The sequence below is a fragment of the Actinomyces sp. genome, assembly GCF_030530635.1.
Taxonomy (GTDB): Bacteria; Actinomycetota; Actinomycetes; order Actinomycetales; family Actinomycetaceae; genus Actinomyces.
The window spans coordinates 1-12,556 of record NZ_JAUMUL010000079.1; the positions used below are offsets into that span (position 1 = coordinate 1).

Here is a 12,556-nt window from a genome sequence, read left to right on the forward strand (position 1 = left end):
CAACCGCCGGTTTTGGAGACCGGTGCGCTACCAATTGCGCCACTGCCCTTCAGCGACCACCCATCTTGCCATATCGACCGGCGAATACGGAACTCCGACGCCGTGGGCTGCGACACGTCCACCTCCTCGCCGGCCGCCTACCGCCAGGCCGAGCCGCAGGTGCGGCCTCCGCTGAGACCCGTACCTCAGCAGGCATTTCTCGGGACGACGATGCCCCCTGCACCGCAACATGAGATCATCTGACTGTGAGTACTGCACCCAGGAGTCGTGTATCCGCCCGTCTGGCCGCCATCTCCCCCTCGGCCACCCTCGCCGTCGACGCCAAGGCCAAGGCCCTGCGGGCCGCCGGCCGCCCCGTCATCGGATTCGGGGCGGGCGAACCGGACTTCGCCACCCCTGACTACATCGTCGCCGCCGCCGTCGCCGCGGCCGAGGATCCGGTCAATCACAAGTACTCCCCCGCCAAGGGGCTGCCGGAGTTGCGTGAGGCCATCTCCGCCAAGACGCTGCGTGACTCCGGCTACCTGGTCTCACCGGAGGACATCCTGGTGACCAACGGCGGTAAGCAGGCCGTCTTCCAGGCCTTCGCCGCGCTGATTGATCCGGGTGACGAGGTGCTCATGCCGACCCCGATCTGGACCACCTACCCCGAGGTCATCGCCCTGGCCGGAGGCACCGCCGTGGAGGTGTTCGCCGGCGCGGACCAGGACTACAAGGTCACGCTCGAGCAGTTGGAGGCCGCCCGCACCGAACGCACCAAGGTGCTGCTGCTGTGCTCGCCGTCGAACCCGACCGGCGCCGTCTACACCGTTGCCGAACTCACGCACATCGGCCAGTGGGCGCTGGAGCACGGCATCTGGGTGGTCACCGATGAGATATACGAGCACTTGCTCTACGACGACGCCCAGCCGGCTCATATCGTGGCCCTGGTGCCTGAGCTGGCCGACCAGGCGGTGGTGCTCAACGGCGTTGCCAAGACCTATGCGATGACCGGCTGGCGTGTGGGCTGGATGATGGGCCCCGCCGACGTGATCCGTGCGGCCACCAACTTCCAGTCCCACCTGACCAGCAATGTGGCCAACGTCTCCCAGCGTGCGGCCCTTGCCGCCGTGGGCGGAGATCTGTCCGCGGTGGAGCACATGCGCACCGCCTTCGACCGGCGCCGCCAGTTGATCGTGTCGATGCTCTCCGAGATCGACGGGGTACAGGTCCCCACCCCCAAGGGCGCCTTCTACGCCTACCCGAGTGTGGAGGCGCTGATCGGCAGGTCGCTGCGCGGACACCTGATCGACTCCTCGGCCACGCTGGCCGAGCTGCTGCTGGAGTACGCCGAGGTCGCGGTGGTGCCCGGTGAGGCCTTCGGTCCCTCCGGCTTCCTGCGTCTGTCCTACGCCCTGGGTGACGACGCCATCAGCGAGGGCGTCACCCGTATCCAGGAGTTGCTGGCCGAGGTCGCCTGAGTGCGACGCAGCGCTTGCTGGCCGCGGCGTTAGGCGTGCTGACGGCCGTCGCCGCGGCAGTCACCTACGTGTTCTGGTGGCCGTTGCCGCAGGGAACCCCGGAGCTGTCCCCGGAGATCGAGGCGCTGCGAGACCAGGCCACGGGTTACGTAGAGAACCAACCCGGCAGGGCAGACGACTGGTCCCTCGTTCTCGGAACCGCAAATACCGAGACCGTCTGGGTCCACTTCAGCCGAGGCGATGAAGCAATTCCAGATGCACGGATAGATGTCGGTTCATCCGCCGAAGTACTCGGTTGCACCATCACCGTCTTGGAGTCACACCCCAAGAGGCCATCAGGTCGGGGCTCCGGGACGGCATCCAGCTCGGCACTCATCGCCGTCCAGTGCCCCGAGTCACCCACCCCTCGCGCCCACGCAACGCCTCCGTAGCCGTAGCGGAGAGCCGGGACTTAAGGGCTTATGTGTCTCTACAGACAGGGCCGCGCTCAGGGCGGGCGCCACTACCTGGCGAGCAGGTCGACAGCCAAACTCAGTCCATGAAAACGATTACCCGTCGCCCGCATACCGCCAGCGAAGAAGCTGTGCGATCGGGCTCGCGCCGCAGTAAGTGCTCCGAGCATGGCGCAACAACGCTCGAGTACGCCGGGGCGACCCGGCCTCGGATCCCGCGACCGCCAACACTTCAGACGCTTCCATCATTAAGGGGCTCTTCCGGTTTGGGGGTGTGGTGGCGGGGGCTGGGGTGGTGTGTGGCTGTTTGTGGTTCGGTCGGCTGGCCGCGCCTGCTTGGGCGCCGGGCTGTACTTGGGCCGCGCCAGGCGCGCTCTGGATGACGATTGTGGTATTGGGGTGATCTCGGGGTGGGGGTTTGCCTGGGCGGCCTGTCGTTGGCGCCAAGTGGCGTGGGTGGCGGCCCGAAGTGTCCAAATTGATGACAAACGCCGCTCAAGCCGCTGTCCGTGCGGCGCGAAACGTTGCTATTCCAACGATTCACGAACCGGTTCCGGGACGCTGACGGGGCGTTTGTCATCGATTTGGACACTTGCGCCCCCCGGAAAGGACGCCCGGGCGCACACCACCCACCAGGTAAACACCGCCCAACACCGACACACCCTCAAACCGGAAGAGTCGCATAACCTTACCGGACCGACTACACTATAGTCACGCCTATTACGTAGAGTCGGTAGACCTTGGCGATCCAAACGATCCATCGGATGACACCATAACCGTGATCAACCCATGGGGTCAGGGGATTGCGCCGATCACGTTACCCTACCAAGACTTCAAGGACAATTTCGATGGCATTTACCTTAACGAGGTGAGTTGACTTGAACAAGGCTACCATACTGAGGCATGTCCACCTTAAGCGATTCTCGGCCGCCGCTTTCGCGGTACTACTGATCGTCGGGATCGCCTTGTACGCGAACGCCCATTGGCGCCCATTGCCGCAAGGGACACCCAAACTCTCGCCCGAGGTTGAGGCGTTGCGAGACCAGGCGAGCAGTTACGTGATGCAGCAGCCGGGACGCCGGGGCACGGGAGACGGGGGCGAATGGATGCTCGTCGTCACATTTGTCAGCGAAAAGAATGTCGCCGTCAACTTCTCTCGATCCGAGTCAGGTGACCTCGCGGACTCCGAGAACGAGCCATATACGCTGATTCCAGTCGGTTCCTCTGCCGAGGTGCTCGGCTGCACCATCACCGTCCTGGAGTCCCACCCCAAGCGGTCATCAGGGAACGGCCCTGGCTCCGCCACTAGCTCGGCACTGATCGCCGTTCAGTGTCCCGAGGGGGACACGCCCACCGCCGCCACCCCCACCGCACGCGATGAGCCCTCCGGGACACCCACATCAACCGAGTCATCCTCGGATTCCAACAGCACCGCCACGCCCTGACTCGTCAACTCCTACCTCAGGCGTGCAGGCCGCGCAGCACGGAGTAGAACTCCGCCTTACCCTCCAGACCAATGCCCGGGAGGTCGCCGGGGGCCACACGGGAATCCACCACCAGGGCGTCGTCGGTGAAGCCGCCGGTGGGCTGGAACGCGCCGGGGTAGGACTCGTTGCCGCCCAGGTGCAGTCCGGCGGCGATGTGGAGTGAGAACTGGTGCCCGCCGTGCGGGATACAGCGGCGCGAAGACCAGCCATGGCGATCAAGTACATCCAGGACACGACGGTACTCGGTCAGCCCATAGGACAGCGCCGGGTCGATCTGGATGTAGTCGCGGTCCGGACGCATCCCGCCGTAGCGCAGCAGGTTACGTGCGTCCTGCCGGGAGAACAAGTTCTCGCCGGTGGCGATCGCCCCCCGATAGTTCTCGGCCACGACTGCGTTGAGCGCGTAATCAAGCGGGTCGCCTACCTCCTCGTACCAGAACAGGCCCAAGGGTTCCAGCGCGCGGGCGTAGGCCAGCGCGCTGTCCAGGTCGAAGCGCCCGTTGACGTCAACCGCCAGGCGGGAGCCGTCGCCGTCGAGGACGCCGTCGATGACCGCCTCAATGCGGCGCAGGTCCTCATCCAGTGGGGCGCCGCCGATCTTCATCTTCACCACCCGGTATCCGGCGTCCAGGAAGCGACGCATCTCGTCGCGCAGGTCGGCCAGAGTCTTGCCGGGCGCGTAGTAGCCGCCAGCGGCATAAACGAAGACGTCCGCGTCGGGGTTGCCGTCACCGTAGTGGTCGGAGATCCAGCGGTACAGGGGCACGCCGGCGAGCTTCGCGGCCAGGTCGTGCAGGGCCATGTCGGCCACCCCGACCGCCACGGAGCGCTCACCGTGTCCACCAGGCTTTTCGTTACGCATCATGACCCGCCAGGCGCGCTCCGGCGACAGACCACCATCACCATCGAGCAGCTCCGCCTCCGGTGCGGCCAGCAGGCGGGGAAGCATGCGCTGGTCCAGGATAGCTGAGGCGTTGTAGCGGCCGTTGGAGTTGAAGCCATAGCCGACCACCGGCTTGCCGTCGACGATCACGTCGCTGACGAGCGCCAGGATCGAGCAGTCCATCGAGCTGAAATCGATGTAGGCGTTGCGGATCGGGGAACTGATCGGGATGGTGCCGACGTGAGCAGAGACGATCTTCATTGAACTTCCTTTGCGTGCCGCGGACTCGCACACCATCGTAACCGCGGCCGCTCAGGCCTACGCCGTCGTTTCCTCCTCCGGGACGGAGGTGAACTCCTCCCCGGGGCGCCGCAGGTACGGATCCTGGGCCAGATAGGCCTTGGTCTCACGGGCGATCAGGCCGGACAGCAGCACCAGGCCGATCAGGTTGGGGATCGCCATCAAGCCGTTGGCGATGTCCGCGAAGGTCCACACGTCCTTCAGGCTGGTCACGGTGCCCAGGAAGATCAGTACCGTGAAGAACAGGCGGAACGGCAGCACCCCGTGAACGCCCACCAGCCGCACCACGCAGCGCTCCCCGTAATAGGCCCAGCCCAGGATCGTCGAACACCCCAGGAAGATCAGTGACACCGAGACGATGTAGTGCCCCCACTGACCGGGCAGGCCGGTAGTGAAGGCGGCGGCGGTCATAGTGGCCGGGTCGCTGCCCGTCCAAGCACCGGTGGACAGCACCACCAGGCCGGTGCAGCTGACCACTACGAAGGTGTCTATGAAGGTCTGAGTCATGGACACCAGCCCCTGCCGCACCGGGTGGTTGGTCTTCGCGGCGGCAGCGGCAATGGCTGCCGACCCCATACCGGATTCGTTGGAGAAGATGCCGCGTGCCACCCCGAACTGCAGCGCCGCAAGCATGGTGGAGCCGGCGAAGCCGCCCACCATGCCGTGTCCGGTGGAGGCACCCTTGATAACCGTGGCCAGCGCCGCCGGGATCGCCGTGATGTTGACCGCCAGGATGTACAAACACCCGCCGACGTAGAAGACGATCATCATCGGCACGAACGCGGCGGTGACGCGCCCGATGGACTCAATGCCGCCCAGCAGCACGCCGCCGATCGCCACGGCCATGACGATACCGACCAGCGCCGGGTCCGCCCCGAAGGAGTGCTCCAACTGTGCGGCCACCGAGTTCGACTGGGTCATCGACCCGATGCCGAAGCAGGCCAGCAGCGTGGAGATGGCGAAGAACACCGACAACACGGTGCCTACACGCCCCTTGATTGCGTGCTGCAGGTAGTACTGGGGACCGCCGGACTTCTGCCCGTTGGCATCGGTGGTGCGGAAGCGGACCGCCAGGAAGGCCTCGGAGTACTTCGAGGCCATGCCGAAGAAGGCGGTGACCCACATCCAGAACAGGGCACCGGGACCGCCCAGGTGAATGGCGGTGGCCACACCGATGATGTTGCCCACCCCAACCGTGGCGGCCAGCGCCGTTGTCAGCGCCTGGTAGTGGGAGATGTCGCCTTCAGCAGTATTGGCCTCACCATCGCTGCGATCCACGAAGGCGAAGCGCAGCGCCGGGAGGAGCTTACGCAACTGGACCACGCGCAGACGGGCGGTCAGCCAGACGCCGGTGCCCAGCAGCAGTGGAATCAGGAGCCAGGGGCCCCACAAGAAGTCATCGGCGGCGGACAGCGCCTCACTCAGGCCCGCAGGGGCGGGTCCTCCCGCGGGGGCGGGTCCTGTCATGGAGACAACCGGTGGCATGGGACTGATCAAAGACGTGGGGAGCACGGGTTCTGCCTTTCCGCCGGCGCGCACCGGCGCGGCCGCAGCGTACGCGCGTCGGCGGTTTCAGGCACATTTGTGTCCACAACGTGGTTTTGGCCGCCCTCGGCCGAGTCAATGGGCGCCGCGGCGCGCCTGCACCTCCCGGGCCTGCGCGAGCCAGGACTCGGCACGGGCCAGGCGCCCTTCGGCGTCGGCGCGCCACGGCCCGCCGTCCTCCCGACGCGCCCCGGCCACCAGGGACAGCACCACGCCGGCGCAGCGGGCGCGCAGCGCCACCGGGTCGACCTGCCGCTCGGCCAGACGCGTCCAAGTCTCCAGAACGGGCTGCAGATGCGGGTAGGACGCGGGCGCCAGGTGGTCCAGGACGCTGACGTGCCCCAGCAGGCAGGCCAGGTCATCAACGCGGCGGCCAGGCCCGAGCGAGTCGACATCGAGCAGGCTGGCGACCCGCTCCCCCTCCATGAGTACGTTCGCCTCGTAGAAGTCGCCGTGCACGGGCACCACCGGTCCCGGATCGGAGGCGGCCAGCAGCTGCTCAACACCCTCGGCGACGGCGCGGGCTCGAGCCAGGTGCTCGGGCAGGACGGTGGCGGCCGCGTGCGCATAGTGGCGAGCACGTTCGGACCAGGCGGGATGCACGGCAAGCTGCAGGGCGGATTCGGGCAGGGAGTCCAGCAGCCCGATCAGCCCGGCGAACACGCGGGTCGCCTGCGCCTCGTCCATACCCTGCGAGAGCAACCCGGACAGGGCCACGCCCCGCCCTGTGGACAGCAGCACGAGCCCGTCCGGATCGTCACGCAGCACATCGGGCGCGGGCACACCGGCAGCACGCAGCATGCGGTGCCGCTCGGCGAAGGCCGCAGACTGGCTCGGGCGCAGGACCTTGGCGTAGGCAGTAGAGGAGTCCGGGTAGGTCACACGCACGACCGCGCGCCGTGTGGGCCTGTAGGCGACCATGGTGGCCTTGACGGGGGCCCCCAACCGCTGGGACAGCAGTGAAGGGGTGCAGGCGACCGCGAGCGCCGGCAGTTCCGGATCGGCCGGGTGCCGCCACACGTGCACCGCCGGGCCGTCCCCGCCGGTGGGCGCCACCCGGGTCAGGCCGGCCGCCTGCGGATCGGACAGACGCGCAGTTGTGGCGCACAGGTACTCGGTGGCACGTGACCCGTCCGGCCGGGCGACGACGGCGGTGTAACCGACCGATACGCCTGCCCCCGGGCGGTGATGCACCGAGTGGACCTCCCAGCTCATGAGCTGTTGACCGGCCGGGGCCAGCGCCGCCGCCAGCACCGAGGCGGCGCGCGCTCCCGTGAGCAGGGCGACCTCCTCCGGCTCCTGGCCGGCCATGACGGTGCTCATGGGAACAGTGTGCCTCACCGCGCCGCCGGCACCGTCCGAATACAAGACTCGATCCGGCAAGAATCGGTTCCCCCGCACTTCACGGCCGGGCGCCGCACCCACCGCAGCGGCAGGGCACCGGCCCGCCCCTGTAGTGGCACAATCCCGCCATGCGCGACCTGTCCACGCTGCCCAAGGCGCACCTGCACCTGCACTTCACGGGCTCCATGCGCCTGGAGACGCTCGTGGAGCTCGCCTCCTCCGCCCGCGTCCGACTGCCCTCCTCCTTCCTGGAGGGCGACCCCCTGCGCGTGCCCGCCGACCACCGCGGCTGGTTCCGCTTCCAGCGCGCCTACGACACCGCCCGGCATCTGGTGGTCAGTGAAGAGATCATGCGCCGCATCGTGCTGGAGGCGGCGCTGGACGACGCCGCCGAGGGGTCGCGCCGCCTGGAGATACAGGTGGATCCGACCTCCTACGCTCCGTTCGTCGGGGGCATCACCCCGGCGCTGGAGATCATTCTGGACGCCGCCGAGCAGGCCACCGTGCTGTCAGGGGTCCAGGTGGCGGTGATTGTGGCCGCCTCGCGGATGCGTCACCCGCTGGAGGCCCGTACTCTCGCCCGTCTGGCCGTGCGCTACGCGGGAGACGCGCCGGGCACGGTCGTCGGCTTCGGGCTGTCCAATGACGAGCGGGCCGGCGAAACCTCCTCCTGGGGACCCGCCTTCGCCATCGCCCGCCGTGCGGGGCTGGCCTCGCTGCCCCATGGCGGGGAACTGCTCGGGCCTGAGCACGTGCGCGACGTCGTCTCGGCGCTTGGACCCACCCGGCTCGGCCACGGCATCCGTACCACCGAGGACCCGGCCCTGCTGGACGCCGTGGCGGCGGCCGGCATCAGCCTGGAGGTGTGTCCGGCATCGAATGTGTGCCTGGGGGTGTACCGGGAACCTGCGGATGTGCCACTGCCCGTGCTGCTCGAGCACGGTGCCCGAGTGGCCCTGGGCGCGGACGACCCGCTGCTGTTCCAGTCCCGGCTGGTGGACCAGTATCAGATCGCCCGGGATCAAGGGCTCGACGACGCCGCCCTGGCGGAGCTGGCGCGCGGGTCGATCCGGGCCTCGCTGGCGTCGCCGACCTCCAAGCAGGAGTGGTTGCGGCAAGTGGACGCCTGGCTGGCCGCGCCGGCCTGAGCGGTGGGCCCGGGCGGCCGGTCAGGAGCCGACTCAGAAGCCGACGTGGACCGGCTCGGGTACGAGGGTGACGCCGAAGCGCTCTTGCACGCCGGCGACGACGGCGTCGCGCAGCCCGGTCAGGTCGGCCGCGCGGGCGCCACCCCGATTGGTCAGGGCCAGCACGTGTTTGGTGGACAGGGTTGCGGCAGGATCCGCTCCGGCCGCAGGCACCGCGAAGCCCTTGCCGAAGCCGGCGTGGTCAATGAGCCAGGCGGCGGAGGTCTTGACCAGCCCCTCAACCACGGGCGCCTGGCGGGTGCCCGCCACCACTCGGGAGTGATCGGTCACCGGGAAGCGGGGGGCGTCGTCGGGAAGCGCCTCGGCCTGAGCCCGGCTCAGGATCGGATTGGTGAAGAAGGAGCCGGCCGACCAGGTGTCGTGGTCGGCGGCGTCGAGAACCATGCCCTTGGAGCGGCGCAGTTCCAGCACCGCTTCGCGCACGGCCCGGGCATCGACCCGCTCGCCCACCTCGACTTCCAGGGTGCGGGCCAGTTGGGCGTAGGCGATGGGCGCGGACCGGGATGCGGCACGCACTAAGAAGGTCACCGACAGCACCACCCAGCGGCCGGTCGGCCCCCAGGTGCGGCCGCCGCCAATGCCGACGTCGGTCAGGGAGCGTTTGAGGTCGGAGTCGCGGTAACTCAGGTGCAGGCGGGCCAGTGGGAGCTGAACGAGACGCGCCTCGGCCCGGTCCCAGGCGCGCACGGAGGCAAGCAGTTCGGCGACCTCCGCGCCGTAGGCGCCGATGTTCTGCACAGGGGCGGCGCCGACGGTTCCGGGGATCCCGGACAGGGGGGCGAAGCCGCCCCAATGGCTGGCGATGGCCTCACGCACCAGGTCGTCCCAGGTGGTGCCGGCGGTGGCGGTCAGTTCCACTCCCCCACATCGATCGTCGGCGGAGACCGTGACCTTTTGCCGCGCGTCGCGCACCACCACCCCGGCAAAGCCCGCGTCCGCGGCAAGGATGTTCGAGCCGCCGCCGATGACCAGCAAGGGGGTGCCGGCGGCGTCGGCCTGGCGGACGGCGTCGATGAGTTCGGCCTCGGTGTGGGCCTCGCTGTAGTCGCCGACCGGACCGCCCACGCGCAGGGTGGTCAGTTCGGACAGGGCCGGGGTGGGAGCGGCCGGGGCCGCGCCCAACGGTCGCGCGAGGGCCGGGATTGGCTCCGGCCAGTCGGAGGGCTCAGCGCGGACGGAGGTCGGCGCGGCGCATGCCTCAGTGTCGGAGGGCGGCTCGTTGGCGTTCACGGCGGTCTCGCGCATGCGATCCTCCAGTGGATGTGCGAGCGCCGGTTCCGCGGCACTCGGTTATGTGGGTTCGGTCGGCGGGTCATGGCTGTGCCCGGGGAGGACCCCGGGCACATTTCACTTCTTGTTACGACGCTGGTGGCGCGTCTTACGCAGTAGCTTGCGGTGCTTCTTCTTCGCCATGCGCTTGCGGCGCTTCTTGATGACAGATCCCATTGAGGCTCCTCGTTGTTGTTCGTGCCGGCCTGCTCCCGCGGCCGACGGCGCCGGCGCGTGGTTGACGAGCGAGGTGGCCGGTGACGGACGCATACGCACCCGCCTGTAAGTCCGCCAGGGCCAACGGGCAAGCGTCGGGCCGACGGGCCGAAACCGGCCACACAATTACGGCAGGGATTGTAGCGGGTATCAGGAACCGGTCGATGCGGAGTCCTCGTGGCCCCAGTCACCCAGACCGGCCGCCAAATACTGCTGTACGGCGCGCTCGGGTACACGGAAGGACCGCCCCACCTGCATGGCGGGCAGATCTCCGGAGTGGACCATGCGGTATACGGTCATCTTCGACACGCGCAGCATGGCTGCGACTTCCGCAACCGTAAGGAAGCTGGGGGCGCCCGAGGCGCCGGCTGGAGTCGAGGTGCCCGATGCCATGGCTGTCATGTCCCGTCTACAGGTTGAATCGGCACCACGAGGGTCCGGAACCCTACCCGGGACCTCGCGGTTGTATAACAGCACCAATATAACCTGCACCCCAGCTGTCGCACAGGATGTTTCCTCCCCCATTCGTCACGCGCGCCGCATCTCACACATCTGTCGCAACCGCGGCGGGCGCCACTGCCCGACCTCTGCCCGCGACGGGGCACCATGGCCCACAATGGTTCCGTGCCCTCTTATTCCAGCCCCGACTCCGGAGCGCAGCACTCGTCGTCGCCCGCCAGGAGCGCGCAGGCACGGACCGCACGCAGGGGCGTCGAACGCGGCGTGAATCGCCGGGTGCGCCCGGACTCCCCCACACCGGATGCGGCATTAATGGGGACCGCCGAACCGTTAGATCCCACTCGCCCACCCGGCCCGGACGACGCGGGCCGCCCCTTGAGCGCCCAGGAGGATGCCGGCGGCCTGCGAGACCTGCTGGCACGCCTGGAGTTGCGCAGTCGCTTCGCCCGCATCGCCCGCTTCTCCCCCGCACGTCTGGCGATCACCGTGTTCGCTGTCATCGTGGCCGGTATCGCGGGCCTTCTGAGCCTGCCGATCGCCACCGCCACCGGCGAGCGCGCCCCCTTCGTGGATGCCCTGTTCACAGCCACCTCGGCCGTGTGCGTGACGGGATTGACCACCGTGGACACGGCCTCCTACTGGTCCCCCTTCGGTCAATTCGTCATCATCATCGGCGCCGCGATCGGTGGCCTGGGCATTATGACGCTCGCCTCACTGTTGTCATTCGCCGTGTCCCGGCACCTGGGGCTGACCCAGCGCATGCTGGCAGCGTCGGAGAAGATGTCCGGAATGGGCGATGTCATGTCGCTGCTGCGCGCCGTCGCCTACACGGCCTTCGGCGTGGAGGCGGTGCTGATGGCGGTGCTCCTGCCCCGCTTCCTCACCCTGGGGCTGGATCTCGGACGCGCCGCCTGGTACGCGTTCTTCATGGCGCTGTCAATCTTCAACAACGCCGGGTTCGTGGTCATGCCCGAGGGGCTGGCCCCCTACGCCTCCGACTGGTGGATGGGACTGCCGATCGTACTGGGCACCTTCCTGGGCGCCATCGGCTTTCCGGTGATCCGTGATGTTGCACGCAACCGCCGTCGCCCCCGCCAGCTGACCCTGCACAGCAAGCTGACCCTGACCACCTACACCGCCCTCAGCGCCTTCTCCGCCGTGGCGATCGGCTCATTCGAGTGGAGCAATCCCAACACCTACGGGACCCTGTCCACGAGCGGGAAGATCCTGACCGCGTTGGTCAACAGCGTCAACGCCCGCTCCTCCGGACTGTCCACGATCGCGCCAGAGCACATGCACGAATCGACCTGGCTGCTGCAGGACGCCCTGATGTTCATCGGCGGCGGCTCGGCCTCCACCGCGGGCGGCATAAAGGTGACCACCTTTGCGGTGCTGGTGCTGGCGATTGTTGCGGAGGCGCGCGGAGATGAGGACATTGAGGCCTTCGGGCGGCGCATCACCCTGTCGACCGTGCGGCTGAGCGTGGCCGTCGCCTTCATCGGCGCCAGCATCGTCGGCGTTTCCTCCCTGCTACTGCTGGGGCTGACTGATCTGACCCTGGACCGCATCCTGTTCGAGGTGATCAGCGCCTTTGCCACCGTGGGCCTGTCCACCGGCATCACACCGATCCTGCCGCCCGGCGCGAAGTACGTGATCATCGTGTTGATGTTCATCGGCCGCGTGGGCACCATGACCGCAGCCTCCGCCCTGGCGCTGCGTGAGCGCCGCAGGGTTATCCGCATGCCCGCCGAGCGTCCGCTGATCGGCTGAATGCCACCACACTACGAGACCCACCCTGGCCGCGGCGGCCCGGTCCTCACCTGGCAGGAAGCACAGCTGCACCGGGTCTAATGGGGTTCTTCTGGTTTGAGGGTGTGACGGTTCGCCGGGTGTGGGTTGTCTGCGCGAATGTGGTGTTTTAGACGGGCGTGGT

General features: G+C 68.1%; 10 protein-coding genes. 4 read left to right on the forward strand and 6 right to left on the reverse strand.

All coding sequences use genetic code 11. The features are described from left to right. The first annotated feature begins 245 nt into the window (after positions 1 to 245). Both Q4A20_RS13620 and Q4A20_RS13625 read left to right on the forward strand, forming a co-directional pair. Positions 246 to 1,460 (forward strand): pyridoxal phosphate-dependent aminotransferase, encoded by a 1,215-nt coding sequence (locus Q4A20_RS13620; protein WP_303123781.1) that lies wholly within the window; start codon positions 246 to 248, stop codon positions 1,458 to 1,460. A gap of 1,510 nt (positions 1,461 to 2,970) precedes the next feature. Further along, positions 2,971 to 3,357: a hypothetical protein gene (locus tag Q4A20_RS13625; RefSeq protein ID WP_303123783.1), complete on the forward strand. Its 387-nt coding sequence runs from the start codon at positions 2,971 to 2,973 to the stop codon at positions 3,355 to 3,357. 16 nt (positions 3,358 to 3,373) lie between these two features. Here the strand turns inward: Q4A20_RS13625 and Q4A20_RS13630 are convergent, their stop codons facing one another. The 3 genes from Q4A20_RS13630 to Q4A20_RS13640 form a co-directional block, all read right to left on the reverse strand. After that, positions 3,374 to 4,543, reverse strand: coding sequence for a mandelate racemase/muconate lactonizing enzyme family protein (locus Q4A20_RS13630; protein WP_303123785.1), 1,170 nt, complete (start codon positions 4,541 to 4,543; stop codon positions 3,374 to 3,376). A 57-nt stretch (positions 4,544 to 4,600) separates the two neighbouring features. Beyond that, positions 4,601 to 6,049: a sodium:alanine symporter family protein gene (locus tag Q4A20_RS13635; RefSeq protein WP_303123787.1), complete on the reverse strand. Its 1,449-nt coding sequence runs from the start codon at positions 6,047 to 6,049 to the stop codon at positions 4,601 to 4,603. A gap of 153 nt (positions 6,050 to 6,202) precedes the next feature. Next, on the reverse strand, positions 6,203 to 7,450 hold the full coding sequence (locus Q4A20_RS13640; RefSeq protein ID WP_303123788.1) for an aminoglycoside phosphotransferase family protein: 1,248 nt from the start codon (positions 7,448 to 7,450) through the stop codon (positions 6,203 to 6,205). A 149-nt stretch (positions 7,451 to 7,599) separates the two neighbouring features. Here Q4A20_RS13640 and Q4A20_RS13645 point away from each other — a divergent pair, with 149 nt between their 5' ends. After that, the gene (locus tag Q4A20_RS13645; protein ID WP_303123789.1) at positions 7,600 to 8,619 is read left to right on the forward strand and encodes an adenosine deaminase; all 1,020 of its coding nucleotides are present in this window, start codon (positions 7,600 to 7,602) and stop codon (positions 8,617 to 8,619) included. A 33-nt stretch (positions 8,620 to 8,652) separates the two neighbouring features. Here the strand turns inward: Q4A20_RS13645 and Q4A20_RS13650 are convergent, their stop codons facing one another. The 3 genes from Q4A20_RS13650 to Q4A20_RS13660 form a co-directional block, all read right to left on the reverse strand. Continuing rightward, complete coding sequence (locus Q4A20_RS13650; protein WP_303123790.1) at positions 8,653 to 9,924, reverse strand: UDP-N-acetylmuramate dehydrogenase; 1,272 nt, start codon at positions 9,922 to 9,924, stop codon at positions 8,653 to 8,655. A gap of 102 nt (positions 9,925 to 10,026) precedes the next feature. Then, a complete protein-coding gene (locus Q4A20_RS13655; protein ID WP_003792170.1) occupies positions 10,027 to 10,125 on the reverse strand; it encodes an AURKAIP1/COX24 domain-containing protein in 99 nt (32 codons plus the stop codon). Positions 10,126 to 10,314: 189 nt separating this feature from the next. Beyond that, the gene (locus Q4A20_RS13660) at positions 10,315 to 10,557 is read right to left on the reverse strand and encodes a helix-turn-helix domain-containing protein (protein WP_303123793.1); all 243 of its coding nucleotides are present in this window, start codon (positions 10,555 to 10,557) and stop codon (positions 10,315 to 10,317) included. Positions 10,558 to 10,770: 213 nt separating this feature from the next. Between Q4A20_RS13660 and Q4A20_RS13665 the strand changes: the two genes are divergently transcribed. Next, positions 10,771 to 12,393 carry a TrkH family potassium uptake protein gene (locus Q4A20_RS13665; RefSeq protein WP_303123791.1) on the forward strand — a complete coding sequence of 541 codons (1,623 nt, stop codon included), beginning with the start codon at positions 10,771 to 10,773 and terminating at the stop codon, positions 12,391 to 12,393. Positions 12,394 to 12,556: the final 163 nt, after the last annotated feature.

Coding starts and splice junctions, on each gene's coding strand:
- Q4A20_RS13640 (WP_303123788.1), bottom strand. CDS start 7,450: ATGAGCACCGTCATGGCCGGCCAGGAGCCGGAGGAGGTCGCCCTGCTC.
- Q4A20_RS13645 (WP_303123789.1), top strand. CDS start 7,600: ATGCGCGACCTGTCCACGCTGCCCAAGGCGCACCTGCACCTGCACTTC.
- Q4A20_RS13650 (WP_303123790.1), bottom strand. CDS start 9,924: ATGCGCGAGACCGCCGTGAACGCCAACGAGCCGCCCTCCGACACTGAG.
- Q4A20_RS13655 (WP_003792170.1), bottom strand. CDS start 10,125: ATGGGATCTGTCATCAAGAAGCGCCGCAAGCGCATGGCGAAGAAGAAG.
- Q4A20_RS13630 (WP_303123785.1), bottom strand. CDS start 4,543: ATGAAGATCGTCTCTGCTCACGTCGGCACCATCCCGATCAGTTCCCCG.
- Q4A20_RS13635 (WP_303123787.1), bottom strand. CDS start 6,049: ATGACAGGACCCGCCCCCGCGGGAGGACCCGCCCCTGCGGGCCTGAGT.
- Q4A20_RS13665 (WP_303123791.1), top strand. CDS start 10,771: ATGGCCCACAATGGTTCCGTGCCCTCTTATTCCAGCCCCGACTCCGGA.
- Q4A20_RS13660 (WP_303123793.1), bottom strand. CDS start 10,557: ATGGCATCGGGCACCTCGACTCCAGCCGGCGCCTCGGGCGCCCCCAGC.